Source organism: Enterobacter cloacae complex sp. IR5459 (genome assembly GCF_049238005.1).
GTDB classification, from domain to species: Bacteria; Pseudomonadota; Gammaproteobacteria; order Enterobacterales; family Enterobacteriaceae; genus Enterobacter; species Enterobacter hormaechei_C.
Window position 1 is genome coordinate 1 of sequence record NZ_JBMKIG010000015.1, and the last position, 20,510, is coordinate 20,510.

General features: G+C 53.4%; 28 protein-coding genes. 26 read left to right on the forward strand and 2 right to left on the reverse strand.

What is annotated here, in order from left to right; translation table 11 throughout:
* The coding region (locus ACOTX4_RS22485; RefSeq protein ID WP_421635430.1) for a hypothetical protein at nucleotides 1-207 on the reverse strand (207 nt) is incomplete at its 3' end.
* Nucleotides 208-275: 68 nt separating this feature from the next.
* On the opposite strand from ACOTX4_RS22485, the gene ACOTX4_RS22490 reads away from it, so the two are divergent.
* Entirely contained in the window at nucleotides 276-1,196 is a 921-nt protein-coding gene (locus tag ACOTX4_RS22490) for a hypothetical protein (protein ID WP_063938111.1), read from the forward strand.
* Nucleotides 1,197-1,299: 103 nt separating this feature from the next.
* Nucleotides 1,300-1,518, forward strand: a complete 219-nt coding sequence (locus ACOTX4_RS22495; RefSeq protein ID WP_045332553.1) for a hypothetical protein — start codon at nucleotides 1,300-1,302, stop codon at nucleotides 1,516-1,518.
* Nucleotides 1,519-1,583: 65 nt separating this feature from the next.
* On the opposite strand, the gene ACOTX4_RS22500 is transcribed toward ACOTX4_RS22495, so the two are convergent.
* Nucleotides 1,584-1,808, reverse strand: coding sequence for a hypothetical protein (locus tag ACOTX4_RS22500; protein ID WP_045332552.1), 225 nt, complete (start codon nucleotides 1,806-1,808; stop codon nucleotides 1,584-1,586).
* A gap of 22 nt (nucleotides 1,809-1,830) precedes the next feature.
* Here ACOTX4_RS22500 and ACOTX4_RS22505 point away from each other — a divergent pair, with 22 nt between their 5' ends.
* From ACOTX4_RS22505 to ACOTX4_RS22620, 24 genes are all read left to right on the forward strand, one after another.
* On the forward strand, nucleotides 1,831-2,346 hold the full coding sequence (locus tag ACOTX4_RS22505; RefSeq protein WP_045332551.1) for a terminase small subunit: 516 nt from the start codon (nucleotides 1,831-1,833) through the stop codon (nucleotides 2,344-2,346).
* Nucleotides 2,346-3,821: a terminase gene (locus ACOTX4_RS22510; RefSeq protein ID WP_045332550.1), complete on the forward strand. Its 1,476-nt coding sequence runs from the start codon at nucleotides 2,346-2,348 to the stop codon at nucleotides 3,819-3,821. Before ACOTX4_RS22505 ends, ACOTX4_RS22510 begins: the two co-directional genes overlap by 1 nt.
* Nucleotides 3,822-3,849: 28 nt before the next feature.
* A complete protein-coding gene (locus ACOTX4_RS22515; protein WP_063938107.1) occupies nucleotides 3,850-5,307 on the forward strand; it encodes a DUF1073 domain-containing protein in 1,458 nt (485 codons plus the stop codon).
* Nucleotides 5,234-6,229, forward strand: a complete 996-nt coding sequence (locus ACOTX4_RS22520) for a phage minor head protein (RefSeq protein WP_063938105.1) — start codon at nucleotides 5,234-5,236, stop codon at nucleotides 6,227-6,229. Before ACOTX4_RS22515 ends, ACOTX4_RS22520 begins: the two co-directional genes overlap by 74 nt.
* A 46-nt stretch (nucleotides 6,230-6,275) precedes the next feature.
* Nucleotides 6,276-6,560, forward strand: a complete 285-nt coding sequence (locus ACOTX4_RS22525) for a hypothetical protein (protein WP_063938103.1) — start codon at nucleotides 6,276-6,278, stop codon at nucleotides 6,558-6,560.
* 86 nt (nucleotides 6,561-6,646) lie between these two features.
* Nucleotides 6,647-8,032 carry a DUF2213 domain-containing protein gene (locus tag ACOTX4_RS22530; RefSeq protein ID WP_421635431.1) on the forward strand — a complete coding sequence of 462 codons (1,386 nt, stop codon included), beginning with the start codon at nucleotides 6,647-6,649 and terminating at the stop codon, nucleotides 8,030-8,032.
* Nucleotides 8,033-8,035: 3 nt separating this feature from the next.
* On the forward strand, nucleotides 8,036-8,467 hold the full coding sequence (locus ACOTX4_RS22535; protein WP_047361809.1) for a hypothetical protein: 432 nt from the start codon (nucleotides 8,036-8,038) through the stop codon (nucleotides 8,465-8,467).
* 11 nt (nucleotides 8,468-8,478) lie between these two features.
* Nucleotides 8,479-9,564, forward strand: coding sequence for a major capsid protein (locus tag ACOTX4_RS22540; RefSeq protein ID WP_063938477.1), 1,086 nt, complete (start codon nucleotides 8,479-8,481; stop codon nucleotides 9,562-9,564).
* A gap of 11 nt (nucleotides 9,565-9,575) precedes the next feature.
* Entirely contained in the window at nucleotides 9,576-9,953 is a 378-nt protein-coding gene (locus tag ACOTX4_RS22545) for a hypothetical protein (protein ID WP_063938479.1), read from the forward strand.
* A gap of 2 nt (nucleotides 9,954-9,955) precedes the next feature.
* Nucleotides 9,956-10,336 (forward strand): DUF7370 family protein, encoded by a 381-nt coding sequence (locus tag ACOTX4_RS22550; RefSeq protein ID WP_063938481.1) that lies wholly within the window; start codon nucleotides 9,956-9,958, stop codon nucleotides 10,334-10,336.
* Nucleotides 10,336-10,509, forward strand: a complete 174-nt coding sequence (locus tag ACOTX4_RS22555; RefSeq protein WP_032646326.1) for a hypothetical protein — start codon at nucleotides 10,336-10,338, stop codon at nucleotides 10,507-10,509. Before ACOTX4_RS22550 ends, ACOTX4_RS22555 begins: the two co-directional genes overlap by 1 nt.
* Nucleotides 10,502-10,735 (forward strand): hypothetical protein, encoded by a 234-nt coding sequence (locus ACOTX4_RS22560; RefSeq protein ID WP_063938483.1) that lies wholly within the window; start codon nucleotides 10,502-10,504, stop codon nucleotides 10,733-10,735. Before ACOTX4_RS22555 ends, ACOTX4_RS22560 begins: the two co-directional genes overlap by 8 nt.
* Nucleotides 10,732-11,082, forward strand: coding sequence for a hypothetical protein (locus ACOTX4_RS22565; RefSeq protein ID WP_063938485.1), 351 nt, complete (start codon nucleotides 10,732-10,734; stop codon nucleotides 11,080-11,082). Before ACOTX4_RS22560 ends, ACOTX4_RS22565 begins: the two co-directional genes overlap by 4 nt.
* 195 nt (nucleotides 11,083-11,277) lie before the next feature.
* Nucleotides 11,278-11,469 (forward strand): hypothetical protein, encoded by a 192-nt coding sequence (locus ACOTX4_RS22570; RefSeq protein WP_063938487.1) that lies wholly within the window; start codon nucleotides 11,278-11,280, stop codon nucleotides 11,467-11,469.
* Nucleotides 11,470-11,507: 38 nt separating this feature from the next.
* Nucleotides 11,508-11,876 carry a hypothetical protein gene (locus tag ACOTX4_RS22575; protein ID WP_063938489.1) on the forward strand — a complete coding sequence of 123 codons (369 nt, stop codon included), beginning with the start codon at nucleotides 11,508-11,510 and terminating at the stop codon, nucleotides 11,874-11,876.
* Nucleotides 11,873-12,256, forward strand: a complete 384-nt coding sequence (locus ACOTX4_RS22580) for a phage tail termination protein (RefSeq protein WP_032104758.1) — start codon at nucleotides 11,873-11,875, stop codon at nucleotides 12,254-12,256. The genes ACOTX4_RS22575 and ACOTX4_RS22580 overlap by 4 nt, the downstream gene beginning before the upstream one ends.
* A gap of 58 nt (nucleotides 12,257-12,314) precedes the next feature.
* Nucleotides 12,315-13,070: an Ig-like domain-containing protein gene (locus ACOTX4_RS22585; protein WP_047724454.1), complete on the forward strand. Its 756-nt coding sequence runs from the start codon at nucleotides 12,315-12,317 to the stop codon at nucleotides 13,068-13,070.
* A 50-nt stretch (nucleotides 13,071-13,120) separates the two neighbouring features.
* Entirely contained in the window at nucleotides 13,121-13,864 is a 744-nt protein-coding gene (locus ACOTX4_RS22590) for a DUF6246 family protein (protein ID WP_063938491.1), read from the forward strand.
* A gap of 7 nt (nucleotides 13,865-13,871) precedes the next feature.
* The gene (locus tag ACOTX4_RS22595) at nucleotides 13,872-14,312 is read left to right on the forward strand and encodes a hypothetical protein (RefSeq protein ID WP_235831813.1); all 441 of its coding nucleotides are present in this window, start codon (nucleotides 13,872-13,874) and stop codon (nucleotides 14,310-14,312) included.
* A 57-nt stretch (nucleotides 14,313-14,369) separates the two neighbouring features.
* Nucleotides 14,370-16,697, forward strand: a complete 2,328-nt coding sequence (locus ACOTX4_RS22600) for a tape measure protein (protein ID WP_346400036.1) — start codon at nucleotides 14,370-14,372, stop codon at nucleotides 16,695-16,697.
* Complete coding sequence (locus ACOTX4_RS22605) at nucleotides 16,697-17,194, forward strand: hypothetical protein (RefSeq protein WP_251995365.1); 498 nt, start codon at nucleotides 16,697-16,699, stop codon at nucleotides 17,192-17,194. The genes ACOTX4_RS22600 and ACOTX4_RS22605 overlap by 1 nt, the downstream gene beginning before the upstream one ends.
* Nucleotides 17,194-17,664: a hypothetical protein gene (locus ACOTX4_RS22610; RefSeq protein ID WP_015571561.1), complete on the forward strand. Its 471-nt coding sequence runs from the start codon at nucleotides 17,194-17,196 to the stop codon at nucleotides 17,662-17,664. The genes ACOTX4_RS22605 and ACOTX4_RS22610 overlap by 1 nt, the downstream gene beginning before the upstream one ends.
* Nucleotides 17,665-17,677: 13 nt before the next feature.
* Nucleotides 17,678-18,043: an NlpC/P60 family protein gene (locus ACOTX4_RS22615; RefSeq protein WP_063938496.1), complete on the forward strand. Its 366-nt coding sequence runs from the start codon at nucleotides 17,678-17,680 to the stop codon at nucleotides 18,041-18,043.
* Nucleotides 18,030-20,507, forward strand: coding sequence for a host specificity factor TipJ family phage tail protein (locus ACOTX4_RS22620; RefSeq protein WP_045332679.1), 2,478 nt, complete (start codon nucleotides 18,030-18,032; stop codon nucleotides 20,505-20,507). Before ACOTX4_RS22615 ends, ACOTX4_RS22620 begins: the two co-directional genes overlap by 14 nt.
* Nucleotides 20,508-20,510: the final 3 nt, after the last annotated feature.

Below are 20,510 nucleotides of genomic sequence, written 5' to 3' on the forward strand. Positions count from 1 at the left end.
GGCGCATAACAAAACGTGGCAGGCAAACTGCCAGATAACAAAAGAATCGGGGGCAAAGTGACGAAAACCAACCAGTGCAGTGAAGGTTTCGACAATCCATCCAGGTTCCGTGAGGAATGGGATAAGCAGACCCAGGGGAAATAGAGCCTCATACCTGAGTTTCTGACTCAGCCTCGCATTTCCGAGTTGGGTTGAGAAAAATGACATAGAACATCTTTTAGTGGTGCAATTTACTGCAAGCTGTCATAGCATTTTCCTTTTCGAAGGAGAAAGATATGACTTATCGTCTATACAGGCGCGAAAAAGTAAAGAGCGGTAATTATTATGTAGCAGTAGCATGTCACCGTTGTAACAAAAACATTTATATATTGGATGACCCTTCAAAAGGTGCTAAGGGAATACCGTCCTTTGGCGAGGCTGATTTTTCAATCCCATGCGGCCGTTGCGGGCACGATGATATTTATAGGCCTCAGGAGTTAATGGCATTAGAATCAAAAGAGGATCTTCCTTCAACCTATCCACCTCGAGCCATAATTTCTAAATCACCAAGAAAACCGCTAAACAAGAGCTATCCAAATGCGAAGGTAGTTATGGGTGTCGGATATATTGAAGATAGACCCAGAGCTGCTGCTCTTGTTGGAAGGATTATTACATCATGGGCTGATGTAGAAGTACAATGCGCACGTTTACTCTCTGCTTTAATGCATACTGGCATCCCTGAATCAGCAGCTGTTTTTGGAAGTCTTAGACGTAGTACCTTTCAATCTGATGTTTTAACTGCTGTAGCTGAAGTTGCACTACAGCACAAAGACATGATGTTGTTTAAAGCCTATCTCAAGAGAAAATCAGCCTTGGAGAAGGAAAGAAATGACCTAGCTCACGGTTGTTTTGGAGTTTCAGTAAGCATCCCAGATCACATAGTGTGGGTTTCACAAACGGATTTTTTGAATTATTCAGTCGCTCACTCTGCTGGAAAAGATGGTGTGACATTAACTGATAAACTATACGTTTATGAGTTAGGGACACTTGAAAGAATCGCGTCAGAGATAAGCGACTTCTATCATCAATTAGGGTATTTGGTTGGATATATCAGGGCGCGCAAAGAGGGGCGGGATGAATTTTGCGAGGAGAGATATCAAGATCTATGCAAATTGCCATACCTAAAAGATTTTATTAATTCAGCTAAAAAAAAATGAATTGTTATCATGGCCTCACTTTTGTGGGGCTTATTTGTTGTCATATCCATGTGTATGACCATCGTAATGGCAATATCCCCACAAGCGGATAAAGAGGCTCTCAATGTCCGACATCTACCAAATTACGCTAACCACCCAGACAGGCGAAACCTTCACGGGCAAGATGTCACGACGTCAGCCTGAGCTGGTTAACGGCTTCGTGCCGCTGGCGACGGAAACGGGCCAGTGGCTGTATTTCGCTCCTGCTGATGTGAAGCGAGTGGAGTTCACGCCGGTGCCGGAAGAGCAGGCCGAGCAGCCAGAAGAACAAACAACGGAGTAACGAATGAGCAAACCGGACTGGGAGGCCATCGAAACTCAATAGTACGACGGCCCATTCATAAAAAATTATTTCCGGAATTTCTGATGAGAGATGTGTCGATCAAACGGTGGGTAGATAGAGGTGCTGTCAGTCACTTCATAAGAAGCTACCACATTCCCTTCAGGGTCTAGCTCATCAAAAACGTATACATCAATATCCTGACCTTTTCTTTGCCCTTTCCATTCCATGGATACTTGTCGGAGAGAATGGGCCTCAGGAATGCCAATCTTTTTTTTGTATTCATCACTCATATGAAGTCCTTGAAGGTTAATTATGGCACTCACCGACAAGCAAGAAATGTTTTGTCGCGAGTACCTCATCGATTTAAACGCCACGCAAGCGGCTATTCGGGCGGGGTACAGCGCAAAGACAGCTAACCGCACCGCGTCCGAAAACCTGTCAAAACCTGACGTGCAATCCAGAATTGCCGAACTTAAGTCGCAACGCAATGATCTGGTTGGCATAAATGCGACATACGTCCTGAATCGTCTCGTCGAAATTGACCAGATGGATGTTCTCGACATCTTGACCTCGACCGGAGAGCTTAAGCCGGTTTCTCAGTGGCCGAAGGTCTGGAGGACGACATTATCCGGCCTGGATGTCGTCGAGATGTCAGCCGAGGGAAACACAGCCGCACTTCTCAAGAAGATTAAGTGGCCTGATAAGGTTAAGAACCTCGAGCTGATTGGTAAGCATATCGACGTCCAGGCATTCCGTGAGCAGGTGAAAGCTGAGCATGCCGTTGAATCAATTTCTGAACTGATGGATTCACTGTCTCAGGGGGCGTAATGAAACCTGAGCACATCAAGCTGCTGGCCGACAAAGACTGGCGTCTGAACAACCTTTACTGGATCACCGACAAAGAGGGAAAGCCAGCGCGCTTCAGGATGACGCCTGAACAGCGGGAATACTTCGAAGGGATCCACACCCGCAACATAATCCTGAAAGCACGTCAGCTCGGTTTCACGACTGAGGTGTGCATAATCCAGCTCGACGCGGCTCTGTTTGAGTCGGCGAAGTGCGCGCTGATTGCCCACACACTAAATGACGCAAAGCGCCTGTTCCGTGAAAAGGTGAAGTACGCATACGACAAGCTGCCGGCAGAGATAAAGGCTGCCAACCCGGCGAGCAATGATTCGTCTGGTGAGCTCGTCTTTAAGAAGGGCGGATCGCTATACGTCAGCACGTCGTTTCGTGGCGGTACGCTGCGCTATCTGCATGTTTCCGAGTTCGGAAAGATATGCGCCAAGTATCCAGACAAAGCCCGTGAGATCGTCACTGGTGCGTTTGAGGCGGTATCGACGGGATGCTTCGCTACTATCGAGAGCACGGCAGAGGGACGGGCGGGTTACTTCTTTGATTACTGCCAGACGGCAGAGAAAGCGTTGCTACAGGGCAAGCCCTTATCCGCGCTGGACTGGAAGTTTTTCTTCTTCTCCTGGTGGAAGAACCCGCAATACGCAATCGACCCGGTAGAGTCTCTGCCGGTGCGCCTGCTTGAGTATTTCGCTGAAATGGAGTCGAAGCACGGCATAGTGGTCAATGATCGCCAGAAAGCCTGGTACTACGCCAAAGAGAAAACGCTCGGCGATGACATGAAGCGCGAATACCCGACCATTCCGGCCGAGGCGTTCCAGCAGTCGGTCGAGGGCGCGTACTACGCCAAGCAGTTCCGCTGGCTGTACACCAACAAGCGGATCGGCCAAATCCCTGATAACTCGCACCTCCCGGTACACACGTTCTGGGATATCGGTGTGGGTGACTCCACGGCGATATGGTTCGTTCGTGAGGTCGGCGAAGAGTTCCACATCATCGACTACTACGAAAACTCTGGCGAAGGCCTTAGGCACTACATGAAGGTGCTGAAAGACCGAGGCTATGAGTACGGCGAGCACTGGGGGCCGCACGACATCGAGAACCGCGAGTTCGGCGCTGATGCCAAATCGCGCAAAGAGCTCGCGCAGGAAGGCTATGAAATCGACGGCCAGGTTTACTCGATGACGTTCAATGTTGTTCCGAAAACGGGTGTCGATACCGGCATTGAGTCGGTGCGTGAAATTCTCCCATCCTGTGTTTTCGATGAAGAGAAATGCGCTGAAGGCATTTCCCACCTTGAGGGCTATCGCAAGGAGTGGGATGACAAGCGCGGCTGCTGGAAAGATAAGCCACTTCATGACTTCACATCACACGGCGCCGATGGCTTCCGCTACTTTGCGGTAGCGAAGAATAACCATAAACAGGTTGGAGCTATCTTCTTCACATAAGGAAAACTCAGTGAGTAACACTACAGAAATGCAAGTCCTCGCTGGGCTCATTGTGAACAGCCTTAACGAGGTTGGGCGCGCGCGCCAGTTGTATGCATCAGGGCTTGGGAAGTCCGGTAACACGAAGCGTCACCATCTGTGGTGCGAATTTGGTTACCCGGAGAGACTCGACTTCGACCACTTCTACAACATGTATGAGCGTAACGGCGCGGCGTTCGGCGCGGTGCATAAGTTGCTCGATGCATGCTGGACTGATACCCCGGTGATCGTCGACGGCGATGAGACGAAGAAGTCGAAGAAGTCGACGCCGTGGGAAAAGAAAGTCACCAAGCTCATGAAGAAGCATTGGGCGAAAGTGAAGGATGCAGATCGGCGCAACCTGGTCGGGCATTACTCAGCACTTATCCTCCAGTTTGCAGACAGCAAGGAGTGGTGGGAGCCAGTCGATCGTAGCGTGATGCGTAATTCTCGCGAGCGCGGCCTGGTCAAGATGATCCCCGCATGGGAAGCGCAGGTTAAACCCGGTGAGCTTGAGCAGGACCAAAAGTCTCCAGACTACGGCATGCCGAAGTTCTACTATTTCCAAGAACAGCAGGTCGGCGATAACGGAAATATTCCCGGGCCGATGCGGTCTATTAAGATCCACCCTGAGCGCATCATCATGTTTTGCGAAGGGTCAGAAGACGAGACTTCGCTGGCTGGCATTCCTTTCTTGCGTGCTGGTTATAACGATCTGCTCGACATGGCAAAGACCTCCGGTGGTAGTGCCGAGGGCTTCCTGAAAAACGCCAGCAGGCAGCTCGGCATTAACATGTCGAAGGATACAAACCTCAAGACCATTATCGAAGAGGCGAAGAAAGCTGGTTACTCAGGACTGGCTGAGGCGCTGAACGCCGCCATCCAGAAACTGAACTCAGGTACTGACTCGGCACTGGTTACTCAGGACGGAGAGGCTAAGGTTCTGTCTGTGGCTGCTGCCGACCCGAGCCCTACATGGACGGTCAGTGCAAATCAGTTCTCTTCATCCGTACAGATACCTTTCACCATTATTTTTGGTCAGCAAACGGGCCGCCTGGCCTCCGATCAAGATAAGAACGACTTTGCTAAGCGTTGTAATGGACGTCGTGCTGGATTCCAGACTAGCCGTGTAACCGCTGTTATCGAACGCCTATGGACCGTGGAAGTTATCGAACCACCTAAATCTGGCGAAATCACGTTAACCTGGTCTGATCTGCTCGCTCCAAGTGAGAAAGAGAAGATTGCCAACATGAAGGAAATGGCTGCGGTTGCGAAGGATACCCAGCAAGCCTACGGCACACCGGCTGTTGATGAGAACGAGGTCAGGGAAGCGGGAGAACTTGAGCCGCGTGATGATATTAAGCCGCCTGACCCAAATAAAAAGGTAACGACCGATGATCCTCTTTCCGATGACACCGGAGCAAAAGACGAAAGTCGGGACACCGGTAGTTCCGCGCAGCAAGGTTGACCCGACCCGTTCGGCAAAGCAGGTTACCGCGATGTTCCGGGATATCGAGGAACGGTATCTCGGCATCAAGCGCGCACTGAAAGCTCTATTCGATCAGCGTCTGACCGGGCGAAAGCGAGAGGTGAATAGCCATAACTGGCACTTCCTTTGCCACGACCACGGCGCGGATATGCGGCTCTACCAGGTAAACGCCGGCAAGTTCATCTACGACATGTCGGCGCAGGAACTGGCTGACCTGCTGGAAGCAGTGCAGTCCATTCTCGACGATTACCTGCTTGAAGGTGGCGAGCAAAACCTATGGGCGATGGATTATGTCGTCGCAGAAGCGCAGCGCGGAACGCTGGAGGCATTCAATAACCTCTCGCAGCAGTCGCAGGTATACGCCAGCCAGACGACGCTACAGCAGCTTTTAAGCAGCCCCGGTTATCTGAACCAGATATCGTCAGCCAGGCTGACAACGTTTAGCGACTGGAAGGTTATCAGCGACACCGCCCGCGGCGACCTGACCAACATCATCACCGATGCGGTGGCTCGCGGCGTGAATCCTCGCGAGACAGCCAGCGTAATCAGTAAGCGCCTCGATGTGTCGATGTCGAAGGCCAAAACCATCGCTCAGACTGAGCAGGTCGGCGCGCTGCGGCAGGCGCAATGGAACGAAACGGACTGGGCAGCCGACAGGCTGGGTCTTAATACCGGCCTGCTGTGGCTGTCAGCGCTCAAGCCGACGACGCGTACCTGGCATGCCAGCCGCCACGGCAAGGTCTACACCACCGTAGAGGTGCGGGACTTCTACGCTCAGAACGGCAACCGTTACAACTGCTATTGCAGCCAGATTCCGGTGCTTCTCAACGACGACGGCAGCACATTCAACGAAGGGCTGGCGGATAAGCTGAAGAAAGAGAGAAATGCCTGGCAAACTTGATTTTTTGCTGAAATGATAATGCCTTACAGGATAAGTGAGGTTAAAAATGGATTCAAAAAACGCAGACTTTAAAATTAAAAAGGTCAGCTTTGACTGGAAGGAAATCAACAAGTCAGAGCTTTCAAGTAGTTATAGGGTCGTGTGTAAAGTTATATTTGAGGGCGGATTGGAAATTGAAGGAAGCAATTTTTATACTTGGTATAAACCAAACGCGAACCCTCTTGGCCCTATAAATTATGGGAATGCAGAAATTAATGCAGAGCATGAGGCATTTAAATTAGCTTTATCGCGTGCTCATGAAATTTTTACTTCTCAAACCGTGCCCAGATAAAGCAATCAATAGTATAAACATTCAATGAATATAGGTCGCCACGGCGGCCTTTTTTATTGCCTGCAATCCACCAATGAGGACCCAGCATGAAACGCAACCGCGTTAACGTGCTGACCGTCGTCAACTCCGCTTCAAACATCACCACTGAAACCATCGACGGCAAGCCACATATCGTGGTTCGCGGCATCACGCCTGTCGTGGACGATATCGTGATGAACCGGAAGTTGTACCCGGCAGCAGAAATCGAAAAGGCCTACAACACGCTCGAGCGCAACCCGATGCCGCTGGGTCACCCGAAAGTGGACGGCAAGCATGTGTCGGCACGCGATGTCCGGGCGGTGAACGAGTATCACGTCGGTGCCTGGCTACAGAACGTCAGCCACAAAGACGGGAAGGTGACTGGCGACATGTACGTTAACCGGCAGTACGCCGAATCCAGCGAGAAGGGTAAGCGCCTGATTAATCGCCTGGATGAGATGCTGTCCGGTACCAACTCCGACCCGATCCATATCTCCACCGGCCTGCTGTATTCCGGTATCGCCGCCAACGGCGAGTCGAAGGGCAAAAAGTACAACGAGATCGCCACCAACATGATGTTTGACCATGTGGCGGTGCTGCTTGATGAGCCCGGCGCCGGAACTCCGGAGGAGGGGGGTGGCATCTTCGTTAACTCAGAAGGTGATGAGCAGCAGATCGAAGTTGCCCGCCTGGCTGACGGAATCGACTGCACCCGCGATGGCCTGCTCAACAAGACCAAATTTTTCTTCACCAATGCCTCCAACTTCTCTTTCGACGATATCTCCCGCGCTATCAGCGACAAGCTGCGCGAAGGTGATGAAGAAGATAAGTGGCTTTGGCCTGAAACGGTGTGGCCGGACAGCTTCATCTACCGCGATGACACCAAATACCTGAAACAGAAGTACCTCATCGATGATGACGGCAAGGCCGTGTTCGTCGGCGAACCTGTAGAAGTCGTGCGCAAACCCACTGAGTACGAGATTAAAACCAACGGAGAGAACGATCCGATGAAAGAACTGATTATCAATGCGCTGCAAGCCGCTGGTAAGCCGACTGAAGGCAAGTCCGACGCCGAGCTGATGGACGCATACAACCAGATGAAGGCCGAAGAAGCCACCGCCAAGAAAAAAGGCGATGAAGAAATCGACCCGGAAACCGGCAAGCCCAAGAAAAAAGAGCAGGCCACCAATAACGAAGAGATGCCAGCGTGGGCGAAAACACTCGCCGATCGCGTGGACGTCGTTTTCAACAGCCTGAACGCGAACGCCGACAAAGAGAAAGGCGAAAAGCGCGCGGCTGTGAAGCTGGCGATGAACATGAGCGATGAAGAAGTCGCAGATCTGGATGGTAAGGCGCTCGACGCCATGTATGCCAAGTGCCAGACATCTTTCGGCCTGAACGGTGCATTCCGCCAGGCAACCAACACCCAATCAGTCAGCGAAATGCCGGAGTAAAAAATGGCTAAAGACGGAAAACACGTAATTCACGCCGGTGGCGTATTCCCTAATCCGCTGCTCAACCGTGAAGGTGCCGCGGCGGCCGCCACTAAGCCAGGTACTGTTGGCTTCTTCTCCGCAGCCAAGTTCACGGCCTCGGTTGATGGCAACGAAGAGGCGATCCTATATGTCGCTGACTTTGACTATCTGCGCTGCCAGACGGTTGACGACTCAATCCCTGTGAATGAGTTGGTGGTAGGCATCCATCCGATGCCGGGCATGTTCCTTAACGTGCGCGCGGCGGCAGGCACCTACAAAAAGGGGCAGCCATTATCCATCGCAAACGGCCAGGTTAAAGCCCATGCCACAGGCGAGTCCATCCGCGCATATGTCGAAGAAGACACGGCGTACACCGTCGCTGCAGGCGATCTGCTGCGCGTCGTTATCAAGTAAGGAGCACATGAATGCTTGTATTTTCTCGCTCTATCGGTGAACGCACCGGTAACCTCGAAGTGAACCAGGCACAGTTCCGTGAACTGGAGATGGCGCGCAACATGAGCGCCCAGGCCGTGGCTGACTTCATTGCCCGAGCTCGTTTTGGTGATAATGGTCACCTGGACGCAGTCAACGCCGTCGACGACATCCGCCGCATGTACCGCGCTTATGATCAGACTGTGTTGGCGCAGTTCGAACCGAACACTGAGTTCACCCTGTTTAACGACCTGATGCCGCTGTCTCGATCTGTACGACTGGAAGAGTCCGTGTATGAATATGCACGTACTGGCGGTCGTGGCTGGGCGCACACCTCCATGTCTGGCCAGATTGGTGCTGCGCTGGATGCTCGTGCATACAGCTTCGACGGCACGATGGTGCCAGTGCACGATTCAGGTTTCAAATTCCACTGGCGTGACCCGATCTTTAACAAAGGTTCCGCACTGGCCTCCCTGTCTGACGCTCAGCGCGGCTCTGTTGATGATGTGCGCCGTAAAATCGTGGATTACATGTTCAATGGTTTCCGCGACTCGGAAGGCAACTTTGTAACTTTCGACGGCAAAACCTGGAAAGGCCTGAAGAACGATGAGCGCGTCGGTCAGGTTGATTTAGGCGCATCTGGTCTGAACATCGACTTCTCCAGCCGCACTACAACCGCAGAACAGAACCGAAATGGTGCGATCGCACTGCGCGATACGCTGAAAATCGGTAACAACCAGTACGCACCACAGACCTGGTATGTTTCCAGCGAGATCATGTCCAACTGGGAGCGCTATTACAGCGACAATTACCAGTCTGGCACCATCCTGCAGGAAATCCTGAAACTGTCTGGCATTGCTGCCGTGAAAGAAGATGCAGAACTCACCGGAAACCAGATTCTGGTGGTACCGCTGACTGCAGGCGTTATCGCTCCGATCACCGGCCAGGCCGTAGGTACTGTTGCTGACCCTCGTCAGTTCTATAACAGCGACTACATCTGGCGTACCTGGGGCGCAATGGGCCTGATGGTTAAGCAGGACATCAACCTTAAACACGGTGTGCTCTTCGCGAGCAGCTAAGGAGAAACTGAATGGCACTGGTAGAAATCACATCAGGTAACGTGTTCGCTGGTGCCAACCTCCGCAAGCTGGAGGTTGGTGCGGTATTTGAAGTGGACGATGCAACAGCAGCGCGCTGGAAAGCGACCGGTAAAGCGAAAGATACCGACAAGAAGAAGGGTGAAAAGCTCTTCGGCGAGTCCGTTCCGGCAGCATCACAGCCAAGCGATTTGCTCGAGCAGCTCGCGGCAGTGACGAAGGAGCGTGATGAATCCCTGGAGCAGCTGGCTAAGCTCACTGACCAGGCTGCAGCTGACAAAGTAACTTTCGACGAGCAACTCTCGGCAATGACGAAGCGCGCTGAAGAGGCAGAGGCCGCACTGGCGGAAGCAACCAAGAAGGCGAAATAACCATGGCTGACCCAATCACAGCGGCAGACGTGCAGGCGTTCCTCGGTGAATTGGGTTACTCCATCCCGGGCGCGCTGCTGGATCCGATCCTCTGCGTGGTGAACAAGACTATCCCGTGCCTCGATGGCGCGGGGTATGACGATTGCACCGCGAAGCTGATCCTGATGTACGCCGCCGCGCTCATGGCTACTTCGTCCGGTGCGCGCCGCATCAAATCGCAGGGTGCGCCTTCTGGCGCGTCCCGTTCTTTTGAATATGGCGACGACAGCATCACCTGGTTGCGCGACTCGCTGGCCCATCTCGATACCAGCGGATGCACCGGCGAGCTGCCGATCAGCGCCGGAAACAGCGTAGGCCTGTTCATGGTGGTCGGGGGTTGCTGATGACATACAAATCAGTTAAACACGGCCTTCCGCGCTCATTCGTCCGCGTCTGGGTGATGACCGACACCGGGCGGGAGACTACCGGATACGTGAAATCGGACGGCGAGTGGTTCATCAACTGCCCGCGCATCCGGGCGACTGGCGCGAAGGTGTTGAGGTGGAAAGATGGCTGAACGATACGATGTGCATGCCTTTAAGTGCGAAGACAACTGGTCGCTGTTCATCTGGATAAACGACTCCGGCATTAAGTTTATTGGCCGCCATGCTGAAACTTACGAGAAAGCCAAAGCTGACTTTCTGGAGAAGGCTGATGCTAAGCGCATTGCCAGTCAATCAGGCTCGATGCGGCCTCTTGATGATTTCAAAATCGTTGAGAAGGTGGAGGCATTCACTCTATGAGCAGCGTTGCCAACTGGTCTTACACCGCCACGGCGACCATCTGGCGCAAGCTGGAAGGCAATGACGAATACGGCGACCCGCTTGGCTATACGGAACCTGAGCAAATCCTCTGCGATTACGAGGGCGGGCTCAGCAAGAAGTTAGCCAGCCTTGGCGCTGAAATCGTTGTGAAGAACACCGTCTGGACGGAGTTCGCGCTGGCGGCCGCAGGTGATTACCTGCTGATTGGCGTTTCGACCGAGGTCGACCCGGTTGTAGCCGGCGCCGACGAGGTGCGGCAGGTAATCCGTTACGCTGATACGTTCGAGCGTGTAGCTGATGATTATGCGATACTGACCGGCATCTAAGAAGAGGTCTTCATGAGCATTTCTTTCTTTGTCTTTTATTTATGGTTGATGGCAATCTGTTTTCTTTGCTGCGCTAAAGAACTGATGACTAATCACCGCAAAATAGCGTGGCTTGCTGCTCCACTTGTATTTGCTGCGCAGGTGGTCTCTGTATATGCAGTTTACAGATTCATCTGGACTTAAATGGGGGGATTTATGGGGCTCGACCTGCTCACAATGTCTATCTCAGTGCTGGCGGTGGCTATTTCTGTTTACGCCGCTGCGCCGGTTCCTGAGAAGAAGTCCAAACAGATTAAGCGCACGCCTCCCGATCAGCTTCCACCCGAGGTTAGAAAGCTCATTGAGAACGTTGATGAGCTTGAGCGGATAGCAAATGTCTCTGAATAGGTCGCTCCGGCGGCCTTTTTTATTGCCTGGAGAAAGCCATGGGCATCAAAGTGCGCGGCGTTAAGCAGTCGAAAGCCGGGCTCAGCCGCATCATTAACGATGTGAAAGGGCGAAAGGTCGTCAGGGCGCTACAGTCAGCAATGATAATTGGCAGCTCCCAGGCCGCGCTTTACACGCCGATCGACACCTCGACGCTGTTGAATAGCCAGTATCGGGAGTTGATAAACAGCGGCGTTCGGCTGACAGGTCGTGTGGGATACACGGCGAACTATGCTGTTTTCGTGCACGATCCGAACGTGCCGCAAACCTTCCGCCGCGCAACCGCGCAGAAAGAGTTCCTCACTAAAGGCTTTGAGGATACCCGCAGCCAGATTGATGCCGTAATGCGCAAGGAGCTTTCATTATGACACCTGCCATGTATGAGCGCGTGCGTAACTACTTCGTTGATGCCGGGCTTACCACTGGCTTCATTGTTCAGTTGCTTGCGTGGGACGACACAACCAAGTTAACCGACGCATTCATCGTGTTCCGGCCTAACGGCGGTACCGACATCAGAAATGACCTCGGGTCTGACCACTACGTGCTGGTGGATGTCATCTCCGCCAAGGATAAACGCCGAGCAGCCGCTGAAAAGGCTCAGGAAATTATCAACTATGTCGAACAGAACGACATTGCCGACGAATGCCTTGGCCTTATTCAAAACCTCGGCAATATGCCTGCACCCATCCTGACCGAAGAGGGGCGCCTGGTCTTCAGACTCCAGTTCATGTGCGTTTACGGCGAATAACCCAATCACCAACCCATCAGGCTGCCATCCGGCGGCCTTTTTTATTTGAGAGGTACACATGCAAGGCTGTGCTAATGATTTTGGCAAGCTGATCGGGAAAGTAGCTGTGCTACGCATGGCCTATGGCTGCCCCGACGCAGTGCCAGCGCTTTCTGAATGGAAGCGTCTCGGCGCTATGACGACCAAGGGTTTTGATTATTCGATGAACACAATTAATTCCGAGGCTGATGATTCCAAGGCGTTGGTTGAGAACCTGGTCAATAACATGGACATTACAATTTCTGGTGAAGGCGAGGCTCGCAAGAGGGACAAAAGTACAGAAATTGGCGCCTGGAGAATGGGCAAATACATCTTCGATGAATTGCAAGCCGGTCGACAGCCGACTCTGTGGGTTAGATTTGATTTTGCTGGCGAAGATGCTGGCACATACATCCAGGGCTACATGAACACCACGTCATGGTCTGGTGATTTCGGTACTAACGATATCTCCACCTTCTCCGGCGAGTGGAAGGTCTACGACGCTGACACTGTTGTGTTTGAGGTAGCTGATTCTATCGCGGCCACTGGCGTTGAGGTTACACCCGCAACTGCTTCTCTGGTCGTTGGCGCAACCCAGCAACTGAGCGGCGCGGTTCAGCCAACAGATGCGACTAACAAAGCGATCACCTGGACCACTTCGGCACCTTCCATAGCCACTGTCAGTTCAACCGGCCTGGTGACAGCAGTAGCCGAGGGCACCGCGACTATTACGGCTACCACTGCTGACGGTGATTTCACCGACACCTGTGCTGTGACCGTGACTGCCGCGCCGTAATCACTACAAAGGGCGGCGTGCTGCCCTTGATACTGGTTATGGAGAGCGATATGACCCCTTTGAAAGAAATTGGAGAGTGCCTGATTGGTGCTGGCGGCCGTGAATACTTCTTCCGGCCATCGTTCCGTAACATGACTCGGATCGGCGAGCCAGAACATATCGTTCGCACTTTCTATGCACTGTTCAATGACGATGTGGCAAAGATGCTTGAGGCGGCGCGCGAAATTCACAGTGCGATACCAGAGCATCAGCGCAGATTTTACGCCCATTATTTCGGTGACGTTTCGCTGCCACGCTGGGCACTTGATGCAGCAGGCTCTGCCGCGTTTGTGCGTGAGGCATTGCTCTCGGCTATTAACGTCATTCAGTCCTGCTGTGACGAGGACGTTTCTGAGCTGACAGGCTGGCATGAGATTTCACGTACTGGCAGGCGCACATTTGTATGGCACCGCGGCGCGCTTCCGCCTGAGAACCTGATTCTGATAGCTCAGTCGCTGATAATGCATGGCGTTATCGGACGGGCCAAGGTTCGTAAATTGCAGAAGCACGAAAGCAAGGAAACGACGCCGGAGTTTCATGCGGCTGAATACATCATGGCGGCGCGAAACCATTTCGGGATCAGCAGGGAAGAGGCTGAAAACCTTACCATGACCGAATTCGCCATGATGCTTAACGCCAAATACCCTGACCAGAAAGGCTTCACAAGGGAAGAGTATGACGCGGTTATGGACGATGACGAACGCCGTTGGCAGGAAATGATTGAGCGCGAAAAATCAGCAAAGAAAGCGACCTGAGTTAATAATGGATGTACCAGCCCCGCCTGACCGGGCGTATGATGGCACGACAAAAAATACTCAGGGGATAAGAGTGAAGAAAATACTTTTGGCTTTGGTGATTCCATTGATTCTGGCTGGCTGTAAGCCGGGCGAGGAAAAGGCAATTTCTCTGGCACAATCTGAAGTTTCAGCCAATCTACTGGATCCTGGCAGCGCACAATTCCGTAACGTGAAAGTCGTGAAGATGACAGATGCCGATGACGGTCGTGTTAATGCTGTTGTTTGCGGGGAGATTAACGGAAAGAACGGTTTCGGTGCCTATGCAGGGTTTCATCCATTCTTTGTTGAGCTGAAAATGAAATCGAAGGGGTTTTTCTCAAAAGGTGTCGACTACACCCTTGGTGATCACTTCCTCAGTTCGAAAGATACGCCTCCACCACCGTCCTACACAGAACGATGCCAATAAACGACACGAATAACTAACCCACCACTCGGTGGGTTTTTTTATGCCCGGAGAAAACTGATGTCTGAGAAAGCAGGCGAGATTTATTACGACATCGAGGCCGATGTATCTGGCTTGCTCAAGGCCCAGGGAAAGGCCAATAAGTCGCTCGACTCCATCGGCAACTCGGCGACCAATGCAGCCAAAAAGATGGATGAGTTGCAGACGAACATCAACCGAGTCGCCGGGGCAATTGCCGCCTCACTCGTAGTTGACTGGGGTAAGGCGTTTCTCGTTGCTGCTGACAACATGAGCCAGCTCAACGCGCGTATAGAGAGGCTCACTGGTAGCTCAGCGACAGCCTCGCAGACTATGCAGAGTCTGATGCGCATCAGTTCGGCAACGGGTGGTTCGCTACAGGATACAGCGAAGCTGTGGGAGACTCTCAGCACGGCGTTGCGCGATACCGGCGCGACGAACGGCCAGATCATCCAGCTCACCGAAACACTTCAGAAAATAGGTCGCATTGGCGGATCCTCTTCCGAAGAAATGGCGAATGCTCTTCGTCAGTTCGGCCAGTCAATTTCATCCGGTACGGTTCGGGCGGAGGAGTTCAACTCCATCCTTGAGCAAATGCCGGAACTGGCGCGGCAGATCGCCGCCGGGATGGGCGTAAGTATCGGCGAACTGCGTCAACTGATGCTGGACGGGAAACTGACGGCAGAAGATGCTCTTAACGCCATTCAGAAGCAAACCGGCTCAGTGAATGCAGAATTCGAGAAACTACCGCGCACGCTTTCACAGGCCAATACCGCGTTGACAAACTCATTCCTGTCGATGATCGACTCTGTTAACCAGGCAACAGGTGCGAGTAACGGCCTGGTGGCTGTCATCGATTCAATGACTGCTGCACTCGACCGGCTGGTGGGTAAAGCGGCGTCGGCAGATGCTCAGATATCGGATCTGAACAGCACCGCTGAAATGTTTACCCGCCGCGCGCGCACCTGGTCATGGCTTGGGCTTGATGGTTGGGAGGCGCAAAACAAAGCGCTGGCCGGGCTGAGTAATAAAGCCGCCATGCTGGTTGGCGACCTGGCCGCTGTTTCCAAAGCATCGCAGACCGCGGCTAACACAAAGCCGATCGAGATTAAAACGACCGCCTCAGCTACTGGCAGCAAAGCGAAAGGCGGAAAGTCTGCGGCACAGAAAGAAGCTGAGCAATACGCCAAAGCTCAAGAATCTGTTAATCAAAAGCTGGATGAACTGAGGCAGAAGGCCGAGCTGTCAGCTGGCAGTGTTGGTGAACTGTCCAGAGCGCAGGCCGTGCTTAATGCGCAACAGTCTCTCGGTAACACAGCCACGCAGGAACAAGTTCTGCTGGCCGGGCAACTGGCAGGAAAAGCCTGGGACAATGCCAACGCATTGCGTGAGCAGGCCAAGGCTGAACGGGAGCGCACAGAGGCTGCAAATAAGTTCAGTACCATCCAGGGTAAAACCAGCAAAACTGCCGGGCTGGATAGCCAGTATCAGAAAGACATTGCTGACATCCAGCTTTACGCCCAGCTTTACCCGCAGAAGATCGGGGAGGCTGAGGCAGCGCGTGCCGCTATTGAGCGGCAGTATCGTGATCAGCGTAACGCTGCAATGTGGGAAGAATGGGCGCAACAGAACGCGGCCACTCAGGCAGCAGCGGCGGCATTTACCGCATTCGGCAATAATGCCTCTAACACTCTGACTGGTCTTATCACCAAAAGCATGGACGCTGAAGAGGCAGCTAAATCTTTAGGAAGAACTGTTTTAAATAGCCTAGTAAACACTTTTGTGCAGATGGGCGTCGAGTGGGTTAAGTCGGCCATTATGGGCCAGACGGCCACTACCGCGGCGGTTGCAGCATCCACCACCGCACAGGCGGCAGGCATCGCAACCACGACAGCGACTTCGACGGCTGCGGCTGCGGCTACTACGGCGGCATGGACTCCGGCGGCCATCATGTCCTCCGTGGCTTCATTCGGTGGCGCAGTGGCTATTGGTCTTGGCGCGATGGCTGGCATCCTGGCACTGTCAGGAAAACGTAAAAACGGAGGCCCCGTCTCGGCTGGTGGGATGTATCAGGTCGGCGAAGGTGGAATGCCAGAGATTTACCAGGCCAGTACCGGTAAGCAGTACATGATACCGGGCGACAACGGCAGGGTGATCAGCAATAAAGAAATGACAGCCGGTGGAGGTGGTGGGGTAGTTATCAACATCCAGAACTACACGTCATCCTCGGTCGATGCGCAGGCCGGTACGGATGCTAATGGTGGAGTGACTGTGGATGTAATTGTCGCTGACCTGAACAACGGCGGGCCAATCAGTAACGCCATAACCAGCAACATGAACGTTAAACGCACGCCAAGGGGGCAGGGCTGATGCCAATTATCGACTATCCCGACTGGCTGCCGCTGGCGCAGAAGGCCAGCAAAAACATGACGCTCGATACCGGGTTCCAGACCGATCAGCCAGCGGTCGGCCCGGCTATCTTTGTGAATCAAACTGACGATCTGAAAGTGACCTGGTCACTGACGTGGATCTTCACTCTGGCTGAGGAACGAGCATTCCAGCAGTGGCTACGCAGCCCAAACTATCTCAACCGGGGCCTGAACTGGTTCAGGATGAATATCAATCTGGGCGGCAGTGGTCTCCAGTTGCAAGAGCTTCACTTCACGCAGATGCCGGTGCAAACCAGTATCGACGGCGGGGTGGTGACATGGACAGGAACCGTTATTGCCAACCATCTGTACAACGCTGACGACGAGTTTGACGACGTAATTGTTGAGCTGCCGCCGCCGTGGCCTTCAGTGCTTGATATCGTGGTGACTGGCTATCCGGACGGACGCGATCCAGAAAGTCTTCCGAGGGTTCCCTGATGCCTTCATATCGTGAATATAATCAGAAGCGCCCGATTAGCGGCTGTTACAACACCATCACGTTCTATCACCCCTCCTTTGGTTACGTTCGCCTCGTCGACAAACAGTTCTTCCCGAAGACGCTTGGCGGCCAGACGTACACGCCTGCGCGGTTTGAAATCGAAGAGAGCCAGCAGAGCGGAACTCCGGTAATCGACGCAACGGTGAAGCTTGGGCGACTGTCTTCAGATATCAAAACGCTGATGAAGAAGTGGAGTGGTGTTTCCAGGCTGTCGCCTATCACGGCAACTCGTCAGGTTTTCGATAGAGTTGATACCTCTACGCCAATGAAGAATTGGACATTATTTGTAAAAACTGTCGATGTTGTTTCAGATAACGCATCAGTTACTTTATCAATGACAAACCCGCTAAATAACAACATTGGCCAACCATATGATCCAGTCGAATACACGGGGCTTCAGTACCTCTGATTTTATCAGCAGGATGATCGGCGTGCCGTGGTCTAACCGCGCCTGCTCATTCGTAAAGACTGATTGCTGGGGGCTGGTTGTGCTGTATTACCGACATGTGCTCGACATTGAGCTGCACCAGACGCCGGGTTACGAAGCCGGGGAGGATTTCTTCACCTGCTATCAGGGAGACGTCGTTTTCTGGCGCAAGGTCGATAAACCGGTCGACGGGGGGATATTTGTCGGGTACCGCGGCGCGCAACCGGCGCACGTTGGCCTGGTACTGAACCGGCAGGCGCTGCACTCGCGTGGAGAGAACGGAAGCGTGCGCATGGACTCGTTGCTGGTCATTCAGCGGGCATTCACCAAAGTGGAGTTTTTCGAATATGGCGCTGGTTGAGATATCGAATTTTCCAGGAACGCCTAAGCTGCGTTGCAGGGTGCCAAACGGCACCCTTTTTTATGACTGGCTGGCGGCCAATGACGCTACTTTTCACCGCGACCTGCTGATCGTCCGCAACGGCGTAAAGCTGGGCGACGATGATGAGCTGGCGTTTGAACTGAGCGAGCTGGACCACATCCAGATATTCGACCAGCCAAAGGGCATTGTCGACGACATCCTGAGCCCGATCTTTAAAGTGGTGGGCCAGGTATTTTCGTTCCTGGCGCCGAAGCCAGCTATAGCGAACAACGGCGGTAATACTGTCGACTCGCCCAACAATAGCCTGACCGGTCAGACAAATACCGCTCGCGTTTACAAGGCCAAGCCGGATATCTATGGCCAGATTCGTTCGTTCCCGGATCTGATTCAGGAGTCGGTATTCGAATATGTACACCAGACTTCCACAGACGGCGGCCTGAAGTACGTTACAGAGTGGATGTGCATCGGGATCGGCAAATACGATTACGAGTCCGTGCGCTACTCAGAATCCAGCCTGGGCTCTCTGGCCGGTGCCGAATTCCAGTTCTTCCACCCTGGCGAAGTAATCCCGCAGATCGTTGAGGGGTACGGGTTCGATGACGTCGACGGGCAGGAGGTCCCTGGGCAGAACGAGGCCAGCGACTTCCCTATCGAAACAGCAACGGCAAACACGGTGGTCAGCGGAACGTATTCCGGCGGCCAGATAGCGATGAAAATCGTTAAGCAGGCTGAGTTCGACTATTTCATGGGGCTGGTGCTGCCGCACGCGGTGACTTTCACCATCAACGTGACGTACAGCACGGCCTCCGGCACCGTGACTACCGATGCTACATTCTCCGGCACGCTGATATCCGCCGTTGAAACAAACGATGGCGCGGTGGTGAATCCCGTGCGCTGGTACACGTTCACGATGAACCAGCTGGAGGGTCCGCAGGACATCCCGGCGAATGCCACGATCAACACAACGAAATTCATCCTCAACGATAACGAGGCGCTGGTGGTTGGCCCGTTCTTTTCCCCGGTCGAGTCAACGCAGCTGTGGCTGCATACCCAGTCCAGCCTCGGCGGGAAGAAAGAGACCAACTGGAAGGTTGTCATCTGGAAAATCGACGACGACTACAACCAGGTGCCGGGAACGCAGCAGACGTTTACGTACCGGCAGACGACGCCGCACCAGTCGACGAGCGAGGTGTTTTATCGCACCGACAAGATCACTCCTACCGGCGGGTTCGGGAAATACGCGGTCAGCTTCCAGCGCACGGATAACTCCGGCGACGCGTCACTGCTCAAGGTAGAAGAGATCCACAGCATCAACATCAGGACAAACGTCGTTCACCCGACCGACACGCTGGTGCGCGTAAAAGTCCGGGCGACCGAGAATGCACTGGGGAGCCGTGAGCGCAAATACAACGCGCTGGTGACGCGCCACACCATCACATACGACCTCGACACGCAAATGGTGGATTACACCCTGAGGCCGTCGCGCTCGTTCGCTGATGCGGTGGCGCATACCTGGCTGATTATGGGCGAGCAGCCGGTAAGCAGCATTGACCTGTATGGGCTGTACTCTATCGCAGAAAGTCTGCCTGACGAGCGCTTGGGCTACTTCGATTACACATTTGACGACGAGAACGACTCACTTGGCGACCGCGTGCAGGCGATCTGTAATGCGGCGTCGGTGGTGGCGTACTGGGATGACGGCGTGCTGACGTTTACCCGCGATCAGAAGGTTGACTACCCGGCGGCCGTATTCAACCGGGCCAACATGAAGACGGACGAGTACAAAATGACGTACGAAGCCACGTTGCCTGGTGGTTATGACGGTGTGCAGGTTTCCTACGTTCACCCGACCACGAACAACAAGACGTACATCAACTACCGCGTGCTGAACGGTGCCATCGTTGAGCAGGAAGCGGAAAACCCAAACAAGCTGGAGATCGTCGGCTTCCGTAATGAGTATCAGGCCCGGGAGCGAGCATTACGCGAAACCAAGCGCCTGATCTACTCGCGCGTGAAGATGAACGCCAAGGTGTTTGAGGACGGCATTATCCAGGTCGGCAGCGTCATTCAGATGCCAGACATCTACGACAGCAACCAGCAGGGTGGTTACGTCACCGGCCGCTCCGGGAATGACTTCGATACCAGCGAGCCGATCACGTTTACCGGATCGATGTATGTGCTGGTTACCGACAGCCTGGGTAACCCAACTCTTCGTTATCCGGCCACCGCCCGTAGCGACACGAAGTACGGATTCACCGCGGCTATCCCTAACATTCAGCTCAACATATGGAACGGTGACACTGTGCAGCTCCCGTCGCGCTATCTCATTGCGACCGTTGAGGAACTGGACAGTCAGCTATGGACAGTCAACAGCATCAAACCGAACACAGATAACACGGTATCTCTGACCGTCGCGGAATACAGCGACGCCATCTACGAATAAGAA

Coding starts and splice junctions, on each gene's coding strand:
- ACOTX4_RS22490 (WP_063938111.1), top strand. CDS start 276: ATGACTTATCGTCTATACAGGCGCGAAAAAGTAAAGAGCGGTAATTAT.
- ACOTX4_RS22495 (WP_045332553.1), top strand. CDS start 1,300: ATGTCCGACATCTACCAAATTACGCTAACCACCCAGACAGGCGAAACC.
- ACOTX4_RS22500 (WP_045332552.1), bottom strand. CDS start 1,808: ATGAGTGATGAATACAAAAAAAAGATTGGCATTCCTGAGGCCCATTCT.
- ACOTX4_RS22505 (WP_045332551.1), top strand. CDS start 1,831: ATGGCACTCACCGACAAGCAAGAAATGTTTTGTCGCGAGTACCTCATC.
- ACOTX4_RS22510 (WP_045332550.1), top strand. CDS start 2,346: ATGAAACCTGAGCACATCAAGCTGCTGGCCGACAAAGACTGGCGTCTG.
- ACOTX4_RS22515 (WP_063938107.1), top strand. CDS start 3,850: ATGCAAGTCCTCGCTGGGCTCATTGTGAACAGCCTTAACGAGGTTGGG.
- ACOTX4_RS22520 (WP_063938105.1), top strand. CDS start 5,234: ATGATCCTCTTTCCGATGACACCGGAGCAAAAGACGAAAGTCGGGACA.
- ACOTX4_RS22525 (WP_063938103.1), top strand. CDS start 6,276: ATGGATTCAAAAAACGCAGACTTTAAAATTAAAAAGGTCAGCTTTGAC.
- ACOTX4_RS22530 (WP_421635431.1), top strand. CDS start 6,647: ATGAAACGCAACCGCGTTAACGTGCTGACCGTCGTCAACTCCGCTTCA.
- ACOTX4_RS22535 (WP_047361809.1), top strand. CDS start 8,036: ATGGCTAAAGACGGAAAACACGTAATTCACGCCGGTGGCGTATTCCCT.
- ACOTX4_RS22540 (WP_063938477.1), top strand. CDS start 8,479: ATGCTTGTATTTTCTCGCTCTATCGGTGAACGCACCGGTAACCTCGAA.
- ACOTX4_RS22545 (WP_063938479.1), top strand. CDS start 9,576: ATGGCACTGGTAGAAATCACATCAGGTAACGTGTTCGCTGGTGCCAAC.
- ACOTX4_RS22550 (WP_063938481.1), top strand. CDS start 9,956: ATGGCTGACCCAATCACAGCGGCAGACGTGCAGGCGTTCCTCGGTGAA.
- ACOTX4_RS22555 (WP_032646326.1), top strand. CDS start 10,336: ATGACATACAAATCAGTTAAACACGGCCTTCCGCGCTCATTCGTCCGC.
- ACOTX4_RS22560 (WP_063938483.1), top strand. CDS start 10,502: ATGGCTGAACGATACGATGTGCATGCCTTTAAGTGCGAAGACAACTGG.
- ACOTX4_RS22565 (WP_063938485.1), top strand. CDS start 10,732: ATGAGCAGCGTTGCCAACTGGTCTTACACCGCCACGGCGACCATCTGG.
- ACOTX4_RS22570 (WP_063938487.1), top strand. CDS start 11,278: ATGGGGCTCGACCTGCTCACAATGTCTATCTCAGTGCTGGCGGTGGCT.
- ACOTX4_RS22575 (WP_063938489.1), top strand. CDS start 11,508: ATGGGCATCAAAGTGCGCGGCGTTAAGCAGTCGAAAGCCGGGCTCAGC.
- ACOTX4_RS22580 (WP_032104758.1), top strand. CDS start 11,873: ATGACACCTGCCATGTATGAGCGCGTGCGTAACTACTTCGTTGATGCC.
- ACOTX4_RS22585 (WP_047724454.1), top strand. CDS start 12,315: ATGCAAGGCTGTGCTAATGATTTTGGCAAGCTGATCGGGAAAGTAGCT.
- ACOTX4_RS22590 (WP_063938491.1), top strand. CDS start 13,121: ATGACCCCTTTGAAAGAAATTGGAGAGTGCCTGATTGGTGCTGGCGGC.
- ACOTX4_RS22595 (WP_235831813.1), top strand. CDS start 13,872: ATGGATGTACCAGCCCCGCCTGACCGGGCGTATGATGGCACGACAAAA.
- ACOTX4_RS22600 (WP_346400036.1), top strand. CDS start 14,370: ATGTCTGAGAAAGCAGGCGAGATTTATTACGACATCGAGGCCGATGTA.
- ACOTX4_RS22605 (WP_251995365.1), top strand. CDS start 16,697: ATGCCAATTATCGACTATCCCGACTGGCTGCCGCTGGCGCAGAAGGCC.
- ACOTX4_RS22610 (WP_015571561.1), top strand. CDS start 17,194: ATGCCTTCATATCGTGAATATAATCAGAAGCGCCCGATTAGCGGCTGT.
- ACOTX4_RS22615 (WP_063938496.1), top strand. CDS start 17,678: ATGATCGGCGTGCCGTGGTCTAACCGCGCCTGCTCATTCGTAAAGACT.
- ACOTX4_RS22620 (WP_045332679.1), top strand. CDS start 18,030: ATGGCGCTGGTTGAGATATCGAATTTTCCAGGAACGCCTAAGCTGCGT.